At 30.8% G+C, this 14,405-nt stretch carries 23 protein-coding genes; 21 read left to right on the top strand and 2 right to left on the bottom strand.

Going from position 1 to position 14,405, the window contains the following annotated elements; all coding sequences use genetic code 11:
- Positions 1–24: 24 nt before the first annotated feature.
- The 11 genes from FGL08_RS07185 to FGL08_RS07140 all read left to right on the top strand — a co-directional run bounded on the left by FGL08_RS07185 (position 25) and on the right by FGL08_RS07140 (position 6,107).
- On the top strand, positions 25–480 hold the full coding sequence (locus FGL08_RS07185) for a class I SAM-dependent methyltransferase (protein ID WP_138210140.1): 456 nt from the start codon (positions 25–27) through the stop codon (positions 478–480).
- 27 nt (positions 481–507) lie between these two features.
- A complete protein-coding gene (locus FGL08_RS07180; RefSeq protein WP_138210139.1) occupies positions 508–891 on the top strand; it encodes a hypothetical protein in 384 nt (127 codons plus the stop codon).
- Positions 892–989: 98 nt separating this feature from the next.
- Positions 990–1,379, top strand: a complete 390-nt coding sequence (locus FGL08_RS07175; protein ID WP_138210138.1) for a replication terminator protein — start codon at positions 990–992, stop codon at positions 1,377–1,379.
- A gap of 22 nt (positions 1,380–1,401) precedes the next feature.
- On the top strand, positions 1,402–2,109 hold the full coding sequence (locus tag FGL08_RS07170; protein WP_138210137.1) for a hypothetical protein: 708 nt from the start codon (positions 1,402–1,404) through the stop codon (positions 2,107–2,109).
- A 77-nt stretch (positions 2,110–2,186) separates the two neighbouring features.
- Complete coding sequence (locus FGL08_RS07165) at positions 2,187–2,579, top strand: RusA family crossover junction endodeoxyribonuclease (RefSeq protein ID WP_138210136.1); 393 nt, start codon at positions 2,187–2,189, stop codon at positions 2,577–2,579.
- Between the two features lie 143 nt (positions 2,580–2,722).
- Entirely contained in the window at positions 2,723–2,899 is a 177-nt protein-coding gene (locus FGL08_RS13395; protein WP_171012010.1) for a hypothetical protein, read from the top strand.
- A gap of 125 nt (positions 2,900–3,024) precedes the next feature.
- On the top strand, positions 3,025–3,453 hold the full coding sequence (locus FGL08_RS07160) for a DUF722 domain-containing protein (protein ID WP_138210135.1): 429 nt from the start codon (positions 3,025–3,027) through the stop codon (positions 3,451–3,453).
- Between the two features lie 131 nt (positions 3,454–3,584).
- Positions 3,585–3,794: a hypothetical protein gene (locus FGL08_RS07155; RefSeq protein WP_138210134.1), complete on the top strand. Its 210-nt coding sequence runs from the start codon at positions 3,585–3,587 to the stop codon at positions 3,792–3,794.
- Between the two features lie 121 nt (positions 3,795–3,915).
- Positions 3,916–4,122 (top strand): hypothetical protein, encoded by a 207-nt coding sequence (locus tag FGL08_RS07150; protein WP_138210133.1) that lies wholly within the window; start codon positions 3,916–3,918, stop codon positions 4,120–4,122.
- 61 nt (positions 4,123–4,183) lie between these two features.
- Positions 4,184–4,765 carry a terminase small subunit gene (locus tag FGL08_RS07145; RefSeq protein WP_138210132.1) on the top strand — a complete coding sequence of 194 codons (582 nt, stop codon included), beginning with the start codon at positions 4,184–4,186 and terminating at the stop codon, positions 4,763–4,765.
- On the top strand, positions 4,758–6,107 hold the full coding sequence (locus tag FGL08_RS07140; RefSeq protein ID WP_138210131.1) for a terminase large subunit domain-containing protein: 1,350 nt from the start codon (positions 4,758–4,760) through the stop codon (positions 6,105–6,107). Before FGL08_RS07145 ends, FGL08_RS07140 begins: the two co-directional genes overlap by 8 nt.
- Before the next feature lie 104 nt (positions 6,108–6,211).
- On the opposite strand, the gene FGL08_RS07135 is transcribed toward FGL08_RS07140, so the two are convergent.
- Complete coding sequence (locus tag FGL08_RS07135; protein ID WP_138210130.1) at positions 6,212–6,538, bottom strand: hypothetical protein; 327 nt, start codon at positions 6,536–6,538, stop codon at positions 6,212–6,214.
- Positions 6,539–6,593: 55 nt separating this feature from the next.
- Between FGL08_RS07135 and FGL08_RS07130 the strand changes: the two genes are divergently transcribed.
- From FGL08_RS07130 to FGL08_RS13390, 3 genes are read left to right on the top strand one after another with little or no spacing between them, the layout of a single operon-like run.
- A complete protein-coding gene (locus FGL08_RS07130; RefSeq protein WP_138210129.1) occupies positions 6,594–8,114 on the top strand; it encodes a phage portal protein in 1,521 nt (506 codons plus the stop codon).
- Positions 8,101–9,981: a phage minor capsid protein gene (locus tag FGL08_RS07125; protein ID WP_138210128.1), complete on the top strand. Its 1,881-nt coding sequence runs from the start codon at positions 8,101–8,103 to the stop codon at positions 9,979–9,981. Before FGL08_RS07130 ends, FGL08_RS07125 begins: the two co-directional genes overlap by 14 nt.
- Before the next feature lie 5 nt (positions 9,982–9,986).
- Positions 9,987–10,148 (top strand): hypothetical protein, encoded by a 162-nt coding sequence (locus FGL08_RS13390; protein WP_171012009.1) that lies wholly within the window; start codon positions 9,987–9,989, stop codon positions 10,146–10,148.
- A gap of 185 nt (positions 10,149–10,333) precedes the next feature.
- Here the strand turns inward: FGL08_RS13390 and FGL08_RS07120 are convergent, their stop codons facing one another.
- Positions 10,334–10,891 carry a hypothetical protein gene (locus tag FGL08_RS07120; RefSeq protein WP_138210127.1) on the bottom strand — a complete coding sequence of 186 codons (558 nt, stop codon included), beginning with the start codon at positions 10,889–10,891 and terminating at the stop codon, positions 10,334–10,336.
- 174 nt (positions 10,892–11,065) lie between these two features.
- Here FGL08_RS07120 and FGL08_RS07115 point away from each other — a divergent pair, with 174 nt between their 5' ends.
- From FGL08_RS07115 to FGL08_RS07085, 7 genes are read left to right on the top strand one after another with little or no spacing between them, the layout of a single operon-like run.
- Positions 11,066–11,638 (top strand): phage scaffolding protein, encoded by a 573-nt coding sequence (locus FGL08_RS07115; RefSeq protein WP_138210126.1) that lies wholly within the window; start codon positions 11,066–11,068, stop codon positions 11,636–11,638.
- 21 nt (positions 11,639–11,659) lie between these two features.
- Positions 11,660–12,622: a major capsid protein gene (locus tag FGL08_RS07110; protein WP_138210125.1), complete on the top strand. Its 963-nt coding sequence runs from the start codon at positions 11,660–11,662 to the stop codon at positions 12,620–12,622.
- A 13-nt stretch (positions 12,623–12,635) separates the two neighbouring features.
- Complete coding sequence (locus tag FGL08_RS07105) at positions 12,636–12,920, top strand: hypothetical protein (protein ID WP_138210124.1); 285 nt, start codon at positions 12,636–12,638, stop codon at positions 12,918–12,920.
- A gap of 12 nt (positions 12,921–12,932) precedes the next feature.
- Complete coding sequence (locus tag FGL08_RS07100; RefSeq protein WP_138210123.1) at positions 12,933–13,298, top strand: head-tail connector protein; 366 nt, start codon at positions 12,933–12,935, stop codon at positions 13,296–13,298.
- Positions 13,299–13,300: 2 nt separating this feature from the next.
- Positions 13,301–13,627, top strand: coding sequence for a hypothetical protein (locus tag FGL08_RS07095; RefSeq protein WP_138210122.1), 327 nt, complete (start codon positions 13,301–13,303; stop codon positions 13,625–13,627).
- Positions 13,627–14,013, top strand: coding sequence for a hypothetical protein (locus FGL08_RS07090; RefSeq protein ID WP_138210121.1), 387 nt, complete (start codon positions 13,627–13,629; stop codon positions 14,011–14,013). The genes FGL08_RS07095 and FGL08_RS07090 overlap by 1 nt, the downstream gene beginning before the upstream one ends.
- Positions 14,013–14,399 (top strand): phage tail terminator protein, encoded by a 387-nt coding sequence (locus FGL08_RS07085; RefSeq protein WP_138210120.1) that lies wholly within the window; start codon positions 14,013–14,015, stop codon positions 14,397–14,399. Before FGL08_RS07090 ends, FGL08_RS07085 begins: the two co-directional genes overlap by 1 nt.
- Positions 14,400–14,405: the final 6 nt, after the last annotated feature.

The following is a 14,405-nucleotide window of genomic DNA, read 5'->3' as shown; positions in this document are numbered from 1 at the left end:
TAGTGTAAATAGGGAGGAATAAGAGTGTTAAAACCAATAATTGATGTATGTTGTGGAAGCAGAATGTTTTGGTTTGATAAACAAAATAAAAATGTGATTTTTATGGATAATAGAGAACTTGAAGATACCTTATGCGACGGAAGAAAACTTGTTATTAAACCAGATATTATAGGAGATTTTAGGCAGATTCCATATAAAGATAATACGTTTAAACTTGTTGTATTTGACCCACCTCATTTGATTAAAGTCGGTGAAAAATCATGGCTGGCTAAGAAATATGGAAGGTTATCAGATACATGGGAAGAAGATATTAAAAAAGGTTTCGACGAATGTATGAGAGTTTTAGATGAATATGGAGTATTGATTTTTAAATGGAATGAAGAACAAATAAAACTAAAGCAAATTTTAGACTTAATAGATCATAAACCATTGCTAGGTAATAAAAGAGCAAAGACACATTGGCTTGTATTTATGAAATAATTGCGAGCTAATTTTAAGGAGGTATTTATGAAAGGCTTAAAGTTTCCTGAAATGAATAAGGAAGAAAGAGAAAAGTCATGGAACGATTTAAAGGCGAATGATATTATAGTTGAAATTGAACACGACCTTTGGAGTGGTTTAAGGATAATTAAACAACGAAAAGTAATTAAAAGAACTCCAAAAGGTTATATCAGATTGGATAACGGAGTATTGTTAAAGAGCTTTGGAGCATACCACATAATCACAGAAGATTTTAAAAAATGGTATGCGAAAGTGAAACTTGAAGAAAATTTGATTTCTTTAATTCACCAAATAATTAGAGATAAAAAAGTATTTAAAAATAACTTAGAATATGAAGATGCTTTAAAACTTAAAGAAATCTTAGAAAGAACACTTAACAACATAAAGTAAGAACTAAACAAATTCTAGGTATAGGCTAGATTTAGCAAAGTTTATACCTAGAGTGTACTAGAGTAATAAAACTATGATACAAGGAGAGATATAAGTTTATGGAAAAGATGATTAACTTAGAGAGTTTTGCCAATGGAGCTTTAGCTGAAAGAATGAATCAAGCATTAAAAGAGGTATTAGAGAATATTGCAGACCCTAATACAGAGTGGAAAGCAAAAAGAAAGCTAACTTTAGAAATGAAATTTACCACAGGAGAAGATAGGGAACTTACAGAGGTTGAAATTAGTGCAAAAACTAAACTAGCTCCACGTTCTGCAGTAAGCACAAAGATTATTATAGACAGAGATTTAGATGGAGAAGTTTTAGGAACAGAATTTAAGAAACAACTACCAGGACAAACAGCAATGAAAGTAAATTCCGAAACTGGTGAAGTTACAACAACAATAAAAGAAGAAACTTCAACAGAAGGATTACAAATAATAAAATAATAAAATTTAGGAGGAATATATTATGTTTAATCAAGAGGCTTTAGAGTATTTAGTAGGTTTAGGAAGAAATGAAATGATTGAGATTAATGGCCACAATTATTCAACTAAAAGATTACAAATGGTGAAAGAACCAATTCCAGCAGAATTGGAAGTAACAACATTAACGGGATTAGTAGATTATTTAAAGAACAAATTGGATAGAAGAAGTGAAATGTTTATAGTTCATGTTAAAAATCCTAATAAAGTAGCTTTATATAGCACATTAAGAAAGGATGCAGAAAGGGAAACTTATATGATATGTAAGGCACTTACACCTAATAATATTTGTTTTGATAGTTTTATGGACACAGAACAATTTAATATAATGCTTCAATCATCATTTGTAGAAAATAAAGATAGATCTTTACTTTTAAAAGTTACTGGATGTGTAAAAGACGAAGCAGTCAAGCAAATAGGAGATGATGGAGTTAGTCAAGCAGCAACAATTAAAACAGGAGTGGCGAGTGTTAATGATGTAAAAGTGCCTAATCCAGTAGTTTTAGCACCATTTAGAACATTCCCAGAAATAGAACAACCTGAAAGTAAATTTATATTTCGTATGCAAAGTGGACCAAGGGCAGCCTTATTTGAAGCAGATGGAGGGGCATGGAGAAATAAGGCTATAGCTAGTATTAAGGAGTATTTAGAAGAACAGCTTAAAGGAATTAAAAATGTTCAAATAATAGCTTAATATAAAAGTAATGTTATATGGGAGTACAGTTTTATAACTGTATTCTCATATAACAATCATTTTAGAGGTGAGAATCAGTGATAATAGTCGAAGGTAAAATAAAGGGTAAAGCAAGGCCTAGAATTTTTAATGGACATGGTGTTACTCCTAAAGATACGGTTGAATATGAAAATTGGGTTAAAATGAACTATAAACAACAGGGTGGAAAGTATCTAGAAGGTAATTTAAAGGCAATAATAACTGCTTATTATAAAATACCTAAGTCTTATAGTAAAAAGAGAATACAGAGCATAAAAAATGGGTTAGAACACCCAACAAAAAAGCCTGATGTAGATAACATAGCAAAAATTATTTTAGATGCATTAAATAAGCTAGCCTATGATGATGATAAGCAAGTAATAGATCTAACTGTAATTAAGAGATATACAGAAGAAAAAGAGAGAGTTGAAATAAGTTTAAGTGAGATATGAAAGCATTATAAATAAAAGTGTTCTTTGAAAATTGAATAATGCGGTGTTGAAAAATATGTTATATTATAAGTTATAATTGTATTATTATACGAGCTAGTACTTTTCAACAAAAGGATAAATTACAATTGGGGGAGGTTATAAAGATGTCTAAAAGCAGAAAAATTTTGCGTGGTATTATATTGGCTGTATTGTTAATTTGTACAGCGTTTTTGGTATATTCCATTGTAACAAATCCGCTTGGCGCACATGACATAATGTTTGCACTTGCTGTTACAGCAGGTTTTATTGCACTCGGAGATGATAAAGTTGGAAAAAGATAAATCCCATTTTATTGATTAGCCCTTTGAAGAGATAAGGATAACAAACTAAAAATATTATTTAAATACCGTATTATTCAAAAGAATATGCGGTATTTTTTATTTAATAATTAAGAGTAGGTGATTAAATGAAAGACTATGTAAAAGTACAAATGATGTTAGATTCATATATATTATGGATCAATGATGTGAAAAATTTAGAGTTGGAGATTGAATTATTAAAAAATGATTATGATGTTAAAGCTGTTAAGTTCCAAGAAAGGACAGGGAAAACCAATAAGATTAGTATAGAAGTTGAGGACAGGTTAATTAATAAGGAATCTAAAATAGAAGAATATCAAAATCAGAGAAAAATTAATGAAATAAACATAGCGAAAATAGATAATGCAGTACAGATTCTTAGTGAGTTTGAGAAAGAAGTTATAAAATTAAAGTATTTAATATCACCAACACTTTCATGGAAAGGAATAGCATATAAATTAAGAGCAGGTACTTCAACTTGCAGACAAGCTAAAATTAGAGCTATAAATAAAATGATACCATTATTATGTCGCTAAAGTGTCGGTTTATAGTCGCTTTTACGACAACATATTATCAATTAGATATGTTAAGATAGTATCATAGAAAATTTAGGAAGGCACTTGGAAGAATCCAGGTGCTTTTATTATTTTAGAAAGAAGGTGAGGATATGCTAAGCATTTATACAAGTTATATATGTTGTAGTTGTAGAAAAGAATTTGTATTACTATCAGAAGATATAGAGATTATGAAAGGATACTTAGTGTGTCCTTATTGTAGCTCTAGGAAGATTAAGAAGGAAAATATAGCTGATAATTTAAGAGAGTGTATGAGTGAGAGAAGCTATAGGAGAATTAAAGGAGCTATTAGGCAAAAGTAAGTTTAATAGTTTTGGCATAAATATTTCCTTTATGTGTAAGGAATGGGGTAAAGGATCGAATTATTGTTAGAGGATTGATTCCTTATGTGTAGAAGTATATACACATAAGGAGGGGGGAATAATGCAAATAGTAAACTGGAATGATAGTGATGATTGCATTATGGGTTCTAAAGCATGGGTTAAGATGGAAGATGGTGAACCTATTATTCAAAATGGTTATAAAAAAGGGAGTTTTCCTATAGTGTGGTGCGATCATGATGATTGTCCTTGTACTGCAGTATACGGCGTGGACTTCTGTGCTATTTATACTGATCATGTAAATGATTAATATTTAGTGTTAAAGAGCTCATAACAGGGCTCTTTTTTAATGCATAAAAGGAGGTGGCATTGTGAAGCTAACATCAAAACAGAAGATATTTTGTGATGAATACCTAGTGGATCTCAATGCCACTAGAGCATATAAGTCAGCATATAAAAATATTAAAAAAGATGAAACGGCAGCAGTCAACGGAAATAGATTGCTAAGAAATGCTAAGGTTAAATATTATATAGACAAAAGGATTAAGGATAGAGAAAAGCGAACCGAGATAACACAAGATAAGGTTTTAAATGAATTAGCAGCTATTGCATTCAGCAATGGTTCCAAGTATGCAAAGGTAGTTGAAAAGACGGCATACAATGAAGATGGACAACCTATATTGGACCCCGAAACTGGAGAACCAATGAAATATAAAACAGTAGATTTAGTATTAACTGATGAATTAACAAATGAAGAAAAGAAAGCTATTTCTAGTATTAAACGTGGGAAGAATGGTATTGAAGTAAGTACATGTGATAAGGTTAAGGCATTAGAGTTATTAGGTAAGCATCTAGGAATGTTTAAAGATAAGTTAGAGATAGACGCAAATATTAACTCTACAGCTAAGCTAGATTCAATATTAGAGCAATTAGGTGATGAAGACAATGAGTAATGAATATAAGTTATCACCTAAGTACAGAGACTTCATAAAGCATAATGCACCAGTTGAGTTTTTAGAAGGTACAACAGCAGCAGGTAAGACAACAGTGGGAATTACAAAGTTCATGCTAAAGGTTGCTAAGTCTAAAAAGAAAATGCACGTTATAGCAGCTAAGACAACAGGGGTAGCAGAAAAGAATATAATTCAAAAGGAATATGGAATAATTGATGTATTTGGAGATTTAGTTAAGTATAACGGTAATGGGGATAAGGATAATAAGATACCTCATATTAAATATCAAACATCTAATGGTGAAAAGATAATATACATTTTAGGTTATGATAATGTTGATAAGTGGAAGATGGCCCTAGGTTCTCAATTTGGTTGTGTATTGATTGATGAAATTAATACAGCAAGTATTGATTTTGTAAGAGAGATATGTACTAGAAATGATTATCTTATGGCTACACTTAATCCTGATGATCCTAACTTACCTATTTATTCGGAGTTTATAAATTGTTCTAGACCACTAGAAAAATATAAAAAAGATGTACCAGTAGAAATATTAGAGCAACTCAATTCAGAAGAGAAGCCTAATTGGACCTACTGGTTTTTTAGTTTCTATGACAATGCAAGTCTTAGTGAAGAAGATATAGAAAAAAAGAAAATGAGTGCTCCTAAAGGAACTAAGCTATATAAGAATAAAATATTAGGATTAAGAGGTAGAGCAACAGGACTTATCTTTAGTAATTTTGAAAGAAAGAATAATGTAATATCTAAGCCTAAGGCTAAAGAGATGAAGTTTATTCAGTTTACGGCTGCTTTAGATACATCATATTCACAGAGTAGTCCTGATACTATAGCTATGACGTTTCTAGGTATTACAGATAAAAAACAAGTAGTAGTATTAGATGAAGAAGTATATAACAATAAGGATTTAGACGTACCATTAGCACCATCTGATATAGCTCCTAAGTTTTTTAAGTTTCTAGAAAAGAATAGGGGAGAATGGGGCTTTGCTAGAGATGTGTTCATAGATTCTGCAGACCAGGCTACAATAATGGAGCTTAAGAAGTTTAAAAGGACTAACCCTTGTTTATATAACTTTATTAATTCATATAAGAAAGTAACTATAATAGATAGAATACACTTAATGCTAGGGTGGATTAATACAAGTAATAAGATATTTTACTATGTATTAGAGCATTGTAAGGAACATATTAGAGAGTTAGAGAGTTATTCATGGAAGGAAGATAAGTACGAGCCTGAGGATAGTAATGACCATACAATAAACAGTTCTCAATATGCATGGATACCTTTTAGAAAGCTAATAGGAGATTATAAGGAGGAATAGAAATGGGCATAAAAATTAAAAATAACCCCAATACAAATGTAGGTGGTTTTGCATGGGGGCTTATAGTAGGAATACTGGTAGGAGTAACAATTATAAAAAGTTTCTTATAACCCAAATTTAAATTTTAAATATGCACCTAATATTGTAACTAGAATACCTACAATAAAGCCACTTATGAAATTACTAAAAAATGCACGCCAAAATATTTTATCTTGTTGTACTTTATTTAAAAGATATTCTAATCCTATATCAGTAATAACATATGGTTGTAGTGGCTCACCATTTTCAGATAAATTTGAATAAGTAATCCAATGTTTTTTTAACATTAAAGATGGAGTAATATATGAGTTTTTGCATAGAGATAGTAATTCATTTTCATTTAAAGGATTTTCTTTAATAATTTTTAGTATTTTATAACTTTTATCTAGCATTTATATCATTCCTTTCATTAGGATTATTTTAACATAAATAAAAGGAGGAAGAGAAGTGGGGTGGTTTAAAGAGATGGCAACTAAAGCAGCTATGAAGCTTTTAAATATTCAACCAGCAGCACAGAATCCAATAATTATACAAGAGCCTTTGAGTTATGAAGGTAATGTAATGAAAAATAGAATGTGGTATAGAGGTGATCCGTCAGAACTGGACCAATTTTTTAAGAGTATGGCTTTAGACCAAGTAAGTAAATCTAGGTTTTGGGCTGCGGTTCCAAGTGAAAAACTAAATATAAGAAAAATGCATTCAGGATTACCAGCTATTATAGTTGAGACATTAGCAGATATAGTTACAAGTGATATAAACAGTATAGATATGGAAGAAATACAAGCAGAAACGTGGGAAGAAATATGTAAGGATAATAAATTTAATAAAATAATAAAAAAGTCTATTGTTGAAACTCTTATAGCTGGTGATGGGGCTTTTAAAATAACCATAGATACTGATTTAACTCCATATCCTATATTGGAGTATTACAGCGGTGAAAGAGTAGATTATACAGTAAAAAGAGGAAGGCTCCAAGAAGTACAGTTCTTTACTGATTACACTGTTAGAAATAAAAACTATAGACTTATAGAGAGTTTTGGCAAAGGATATATAAAGAATAAGTTAGTTGATGAAAAGGGAGAAGAAGCACCTTTATCTTTAGTTCCAGAACTTGAACAACTACAAGATGTAACTTTTGATAATAGCTTTATGATGGCCGTACCTATGAAATTCTTTGAATCTCAAAAGTGGAGTGGAAGAGGTAAATCTATATTTGATAATAAAACTGATTCCTTTGACGCACTAGACGAGGTAATAAGCCAATGGATAGATGCAATAAGAGCTGGTAGAGTGCAAAAGTATATACCAGAAGATTTAATACCTCATAACCCTAATACAGGAGAACCATTGCAACCTAATCCCTTTGATAATCAGTTTATTCAACTTAATTCTTCACTTGCAGAAGGAGAAAATTCTAAAATTGATATGATTCAACCTGAAATTAGATACCAGGCATTTATTGAAAGTTATGCTAAAGCTTTAGATATGTGCTTACAAGGAATAGTATCTCCAGCAACACTAGGAATAGACCTTAAGAAACTAGATAATGCAGAAGCCCAAAGAGAAAAGGAAAAGACAACATTATACACTAGAAAGAAGATAATAGATGAGCTTCAAGAGGTATTACCAGAGCTAATCAATACTATTCTCAAGGTATATGAAACCATGCAAAAGAAAACTCCTGGAGAAGATATAGAAGTAACTATTAACTTTGGTGAATATGCTTCACCTTCATTCAATGATAAAGTTGAAACCGTGGGAAAGGCTAAGACTTTTGGTGTTATGAGCATAGAGCAATGTATTGAAGAATTATATGGTGATACCTGGACAGATGAAGAAAAGGCAGAGGAAATAAAAAGGCTTAAGGAAGAACAGGGGCATATCACAACAGATGAACCTCCTATTGTTGGTGATGATGAAAAGTATAAAGATGATGATCTAGAGGTAGAAGAAGATGGCCAAGAATAATAAACCATCTAAACTAGGTGATATATTAAAGAGGGTTACTAAGAAATCTATAGAAAAAGAAATTAAAAAAGAAAAAGCAAAGTCTTATGACATTAGAAAGATATTTGAACAAATGGAACTTCATTTAATATCTTCTATGCATAGGGCTTTTTATTTTCATGAAAGAGAACAAAGTAAAGAAGGTTTTCAGTGGGAGCAATGGCAACTTACTAAACTTAGAGAGATTGAGAAATATAGAAAGAGAAATAAGAAGTTAGTTGAGGGCTATAATAAGCCCATACAACAAGCTATAAATAGAGAATTACAAGGCAATTTTAATAAAGGTCAGAATAGAGTAAGTAAGTTAATAGATAAGGTTAAGCAATTTTTTAATAAACAGCCATCTATTGGACTACCAAATGATATAGAAGAAAAGCAAGGTGTAAGAGATTATATATCTAAGTTGTTAAATAGACCTATAAAACCACCACAAGAAACAAATTTCTTTGGGGTAAATGATAAGAAGTTAAATGCATTACAAGAAACCGTAACTAACGATTTAAATAAAGCTAGTCATGCAGTACTTAGAAAGATGGATGATGTATACAGGCAAACAATATTTAAATCCCATATGTATTTTCAAAATGGAACTAAGACATTAAATCAAGCAATAGACATGGCTACTAAGGACTTCTTAGACAAGGGTATTAATTGTATTCAATATAAAGATGGTAAGAGGGTTAATATAGCTTCATATGCAGAGATGTGCTTAAGAACTGCAAGTCATAGAGCAACTCTTTTAGGAGAAGGTAAGAAAAGAGATGAATATGGATTACATTTAGTTGTAGTAAGTGCTCATGCTAATACTTGTAAGCATTGTGAACCATGGCAAGGGAAAGTATTAATAGATGATGTATTTAGTCATCCCAGTAAAGAGTTTATAGAAGAATACAAGGGGAAATATAAGCTATTAAGTGAAGCTATAGAATCTGGATTATTGCACCCTAATTGTAGGCACACATTAACTACTTATTTTCCAAGCATAACTCAATTACCAGTAGTACCGGATGGAAAAGAAGCTATAAAGTTATATGAAGCAGAACAAAGGCAAAGAGCACTTGAAAGAGAGTTGAGGAAGTGGAGAAGGTTTGAGTTAGGTACTTGTGATACTGAGGGGCAACGAAAGGCTCATGATAAAGTAAGGGAGATAGAGCAAACATTAAGAGGACACTTGAAAAATAATCCGGAACTTAGAAGAGATTATAATAGAGAAAAGGCAGATATAAGATCTACAAAAGAAATAAATTACACAGCAGATTTAAGAGAATTTAATAAGTATAAAGAATCTTTAGTAGAAGGATTACCTAATACACCTGAAGAGTTCCAAAAATTGAAGTATAATAAAATTAAGAAATATGAGGAATTGAAGCAAGCATATAAGTTAAATATAAGCAGTCAAGCAAGAGCAGATTTATATATCAATAATATTGTAGAAGAGAGTGATAACATAGATGTTATAAGACCTAGAAATATATATAAAGAATTAAATAAATCTGAAGTAGGAAAAGATACAATAAAATATATTGAGGATAATAATTTAAATATAGAATTACATTATCAAAATGTCCCGAATGAGATTAGAGGAATCTGTTGGGGAAAGAAGCAGATTGAGATATATGTTCCTAATACTAAGACAAAATTAGTAACAACTCAAACTTTAATACATGAGGTTACCCATTTAAAATATGATATTAGAGATACTCAATGGGCAGAAACTGTATGTTTTTTAAAAGAAAAGGAACATATAAAAGGTGAATTGACTATTAAAGATAAAAGAGATACAATTAAGTTAGTAAAAAGATTATATCCAGATTTACCTTGGAGGTGATTAATTTGAGTAAAATAATTCCCAAAGGAAAATTAGTAGAAGATTATAGAAATGGTAACTGTATAAAATGCCCTGAATGTGGTCAGGATTTAAAACATACTGGAGAAAGAAAAAATACAAGTTTTATTTATTGTGATAGATGTAAATTTGAAATAATAATTAATTAAAAAGCACTTACTAAGTAAAAATAGTAGGTGCTTTTATTATGTCTAAAATTAAGGAGGTATTGGTGAGAGTTTGATACTTTTAACACATTCTCTCACTAAAGATAATTATCATGAAAAAACAAAATATTGAAAATAAGATATCAGTAACACTAGCCTTGTTAGGGATAATGTTAAGTATAATATCATTAATCTTTTAAAGGATGTATGGGTTTGAAGTCACCAGTAAGTGGATTTATTATAATTGATTTTTTAAATGACTTACTTGGAGTATGAATTATTATTGTATATGATTTAGATTCTTCTAGTGGTTCAATATTGTTAAAGACAGCAAATCCATTTAAAGTTCCATATGAAGGTACTCTTGGATTATTCAATATGTTTTGAGAAGTTATATTAAGTGGCTTATATGATGTAATAGGGCTGTTAACTAATGATATACCATTTTCATTGTATTTATCAGATATTTCAATTGTAGAAGCTATATAAGTATTATTTTCATCAATTAGTTTGATTTTACTAATATCTACAGAACTAGTTGAGTTATTTTCAATTGTTAAATCTACTATTAATAATTTATATTCTTGATACCAAAGGAATCCTAAAGAATAGCTATTTTCTAAATCGTAGGAAATCTTAAATTTCACAATTGATTTAATATAATTTTTAAAAGATAGAAAAAAGCTAGCGATAGATACAAATAGGGCTAAAAGAGCAGTTAAATTATTTTTAATGTAGTTAGGCATAAAAACACTTCCTTTCAACAAAATGTTACCATATTTGATAGAGGTGTACAAACTAAAAGTCTTATAAGTAAGGCTTTTTTATTTTGCTCTTTTTTAAGTGTTGCAGAGCATAAAGAACAACGGTACCCCTAACTGGGAGCAACCAGTATAAATATGCTATTGGAGGTAATAGAAATGGAATGGTTAAGAAAATTATTAGAAGGTGCAACAATTAAAGATGGGAAATTAGATGTTAGTGAATTAATGAAATCAATTAATACTGAATTTCCTAAAAATGCAGTACCAAAAGATAAGTATAATGAGGTTTCAGAAGCTAAAAAGCAATTAGAAACTGATATTAAGGAAAGAGATACACAGTTAGAAACTCTTAAGAAATCAACTGGAGATAATGCAGAGCTACAAAAACAAATTGAAACTTTGCAAGCTGAAATACAGAAACGAGATAAAACTTATGCATTAAAAGAAAATTTAAAGGAATTAGGGGTAACAGATGTAGAGTATCTTATTTACAAGCATGGTGGAATAGATAACTTTAATTTTGATAAGGAAGGTAAGTTGATAGGCTTAGAGGATACAATTAATCCCTATAAGGAGTCAATGCCTCATATATTTAAGCAAGAAGAAAAACAAACTACCCAACCAGGATTCAAAATTGGTGGTGATGGTACATCCCAAAACCCACCTAGTCAACAAATAAGCATGAAAGATGCAATCACAGCACGTATTCAAGCTCAAATGCAAAAATAATAAAGAAAGAAGGATGATAATATGGCTATTACATTAGCAGAAGCAAGTAAAAATGTACAAGATGCATTACAAATGGGAGTTATTGATGAGTTTAGAAAATCAAACTGGATTTTAGATAACTTAACTTTTGATGATGCAGTTTCACCTACTGGTGGAGGAGCAACACTTACTTATGCATACACTAGATTAAAGACACAACCAACAGCTCAATTCAGAGAGATTAATAAAGAATATACTCCACATGAGGTTACTAAAGAAAGACATTCAGTAGACTTAAAGGTGTTTGGTGGTAGTTATCAAATTGATAGAGTTATTGCTAATATGGGTGGTATCGTTTCCGAGGTCCAATTGCAACAAGCTCAAAAAATAAAGGCTGCTCAAGCATTATTTAATGATACATTCATTAATGGTGATAGTGCTACAGAAAGTAAGGCATTTGATGGATTAGAGAAAGCTTTAAAAGGTTCATCTACTGAATATAACGCAGGAGAAAGCGACATTATTGACTTATCCAATAGTGCAAAAGTTACTGAAAACTATATGACTTTTATAGATATGCTAGATGAGTTTTTAACTGGCTTAGATGGTACACCTTCATTTATTGCAGGTAACAGTAAGCTTATAGCTAAATTAAGGGCATGTGCAAGACGTGCATCAATGTATCAAGTAACTAAGAATGATTGGGGACAACAAGTAGAATCGTATGGAACTATACCTTTCGTGGACTTAGGAGCTAAGGCTGGCTCTAACGAAGATGTAGTAGCTACAGATGGCAGCAAAGGAACAACTTCATTATATGTAGCTAGGTTAGGTTTAGATGGACTTCACGGTGTATCTATGGCAGGAGTAGCTCCAGTTCAAACATGGTTACCAGACTTCACTACTTCTGGAGCTGTAAAAACCGGTGAAGTTGAAATGAATGCAGCTATAGCATTAAAAGCTAGTAAGGCTGCAGGAGCATTTAGAAATATAAAAGTTAAATAGGAGGTAATTTAATATGGCTAAAATTATAGCACCTAATAAAGAATACACTGGAGTTTCCGCCAGTGTATCTTTCTGTAATGGCATAGGAGAAACAGAAAAATCTGATCTAATAGAATGGTTTAGGGAACATGGTTATACAGTAATAGAAGAAGATGTTCCAAAGAAAGATAAGTCTATAGAAGAAATGTCAGTAGAAGAATTAGTTACTTATGCAAAGGAACATGAGATTGACATTGGAAAAGCAACTAGTCAGAGTGGAATAATTGATAAAATTAAAGAAGCTTCTAAGCTAGAATAGGATGTGTATCTAATGTCTTATGTAGATAGTGAATACTATAAAAATGAGTATGGCGGGAACATCATATCAGATAAAGATTTAAAACAAAAATTAAGTAAGGCCAGTGATCAAATAGATACTTTAACATATAACAGAATTGTAGGTATAGGATTTGATAATTTAACTTCATTTCAACAAGAAAGAGTAAAGAAATCAGTATGTTATCATGCTGATTTCATAGCTCAATATGGTGATTATATTAATATGCCTTTAAGTGGTTATTCAGCAGGAGATATAAGCCTTTCATTTAAGGCTAAAGAGGGTGGAGGAAACATAAAAACCTCTGATGAAGTTATTAATTTGCTTAGATCTACTGGACTTACTTCAAGGAGGTTATAGCTATGTTAGGTAAACTTCCATTTCCAAAGTGGATATTAGTAACACCAGTGAAGATATATCAAACATTCATTAATGAAGATGGTGAGCCTGTAGAGACACTTTTATATGATGGATTATGTAACTATTCGGAGAAGTCAAAGCAAACACTTGACGCAGAAAGAAGACTTATAACTTTAAGTGGTAAAGTGATAGTTGAAGGTGATATTAACACAGGTAAATTAATTGAGGGATTTATTAAAATTGGAGAAATAAAAAAAGATATATACAAATCTGCAAGGCCACGTAATCCAGATGGTTCGGTTTTTAGTACTGAATTGGAGTTGATTTAGTGAGTGTAAAGGTAACTGTGAAATTAGATAAATCTAAAATAAATACTTTAGTTAATTCACAAAAGAAAGCATTAGAATTAACTACTGAAGCTTTAAAAACAGATATAGTTACTTCTGCAGTAGTACCCAAACAAACAGGTGAACTAGAAATAAGTCATTTTGTAGATACATCAGAAATTGATGAAATGAAAACTTCAATTAATGTAAGTGGACCACCATATGCAAGAAGATTATATTGGCATCCAGAATATAATTTTAGAACAGATAAAAATATAAATGCACAAGGTAAATGGATGCAAGCTTACATTGATGGAGAAAAGAAAGATTTTGCTAAAGATGCTTATAAAGTATTTTTAAAACAACTCTCAAAGGGGTTGATTAAGTAATGTTATTAAGTGAGGTAAGAGAATATTTAAAAACTAAAATAGATTGCCCACAATGGTACAGTGGGAAAATAGATGCAAGCAAGGAACAATGTATAGGACTATACAATATACAAAGTCCTGCACCTAATATAGCCTTGGGAGGATTAACTAATACAAGTTATTCAACTAAGGCTATTTCCATACTTGTACATTGGACTAAGAATTGTAATATAGCAGAAAAGAAAGCACAAGAGGTATACAATGTTTTATTTGGACAAGGTGCAACTATAGGTGGCAATAAGGTAATTAAATTTGATATGAGAACATCAGAACCTATAGGAGTAGGAACGGATACAAATGGTATATATGAATATGTAATAGAAACAGTAATTTATTATGAAAGGTAGGTAATA

This window comes from Hathewaya histolytica (assembly GCF_901482605.1).
Taxonomy (GTDB): Bacteria; Bacillota; Clostridia; order Clostridiales; family Clostridiaceae; genus Hathewaya; species Hathewaya histolytica.
The sequence above is the reverse complement of the archived record's forward strand: the minus strand, read 5'-3'. Positions and strand labels throughout refer to the sequence as shown.

What these genes read in the sequence shown, in the direction of transcription:
- FGL08_RS07110 (WP_138210125.1), top strand. Translation starts at nt 11,660, where the DNA reads ATGGCTATTACATTAGCAGAAGCAAGTAAAAATGTACAAGATGCATTA.
- FGL08_RS07180 (WP_138210139.1), top strand. Translation starts at nt 508, where the DNA reads ATGAAAGGCTTAAAGTTTCCTGAAATGAATAAGGAAGAAAGAGAAAAG.
- FGL08_RS07170 (WP_138210137.1), top strand. Translation starts at nt 1,402, where the DNA reads ATGTTTAATCAAGAGGCTTTAGAGTATTTAGTAGGTTTAGGAAGAAAT.
- FGL08_RS07150 (WP_138210133.1), top strand. Translation starts at nt 3,916, where the DNA reads ATGCAAATAGTAAACTGGAATGATAGTGATGATTGCATTATGGGTTCT.
- FGL08_RS07100 (WP_138210123.1), top strand. Translation starts at nt 12,933, where the DNA reads ATGTCTTATGTAGATAGTGAATACTATAAAAATGAGTATGGCGGGAAC.
- FGL08_RS07135 (WP_138210130.1), bottom strand. Translation starts at nt 6,538, where the DNA reads ATGCTAGATAAAAGTTATAAAATACTAAAAATTATTAAAGAAAATCCT.
- FGL08_RS07120 (WP_138210127.1), bottom strand. Translation starts at nt 10,891, where the DNA reads ATGCCTAACTACATTAAAAATAATTTAACTGCTCTTTTAGCCCTATTT.
- FGL08_RS07175 (WP_138210138.1), top strand. Translation starts at nt 990, where the DNA reads ATGGAAAAGATGATTAACTTAGAGAGTTTTGCCAATGGAGCTTTAGCT.
- FGL08_RS07160 (WP_138210135.1), top strand. Translation starts at nt 3,025, where the DNA reads ATGAAAGACTATGTAAAAGTACAAATGATGTTAGATTCATATATATTA.
- FGL08_RS13395 (WP_171012010.1), top strand. Translation starts at nt 2,723, where the DNA reads ATGTCTAAAAGCAGAAAAATTTTGCGTGGTATTATATTGGCTGTATTG.
- FGL08_RS07085 (WP_138210120.1), top strand. Translation starts at nt 14,013, where the DNA reads ATGTTATTAAGTGAGGTAAGAGAATATTTAAAAACTAAAATAGATTGC.
- FGL08_RS07105 (WP_138210124.1), top strand. Translation starts at nt 12,636, where the DNA reads ATGGCTAAAATTATAGCACCTAATAAAGAATACACTGGAGTTTCCGCC.
- FGL08_RS07140 (WP_138210131.1), top strand. Translation starts at nt 4,758, where the DNA reads ATGAGTAATGAATATAAGTTATCACCTAAGTACAGAGACTTCATAAAG.
- FGL08_RS07095 (WP_138210122.1), top strand. Translation starts at nt 13,301, where the DNA reads ATGTTAGGTAAACTTCCATTTCCAAAGTGGATATTAGTAACACCAGTG.
- FGL08_RS07115 (WP_138210126.1), top strand. Translation starts at nt 11,066, where the DNA reads ATGGAATGGTTAAGAAAATTATTAGAAGGTGCAACAATTAAAGATGGG.
- FGL08_RS07155 (WP_138210134.1), top strand. Translation starts at nt 3,585, where the DNA reads ATGCTAAGCATTTATACAAGTTATATATGTTGTAGTTGTAGAAAAGAA.
- FGL08_RS07125 (WP_138210128.1), top strand. Translation starts at nt 8,101, where the DNA reads ATGGCCAAGAATAATAAACCATCTAAACTAGGTGATATATTAAAGAGG.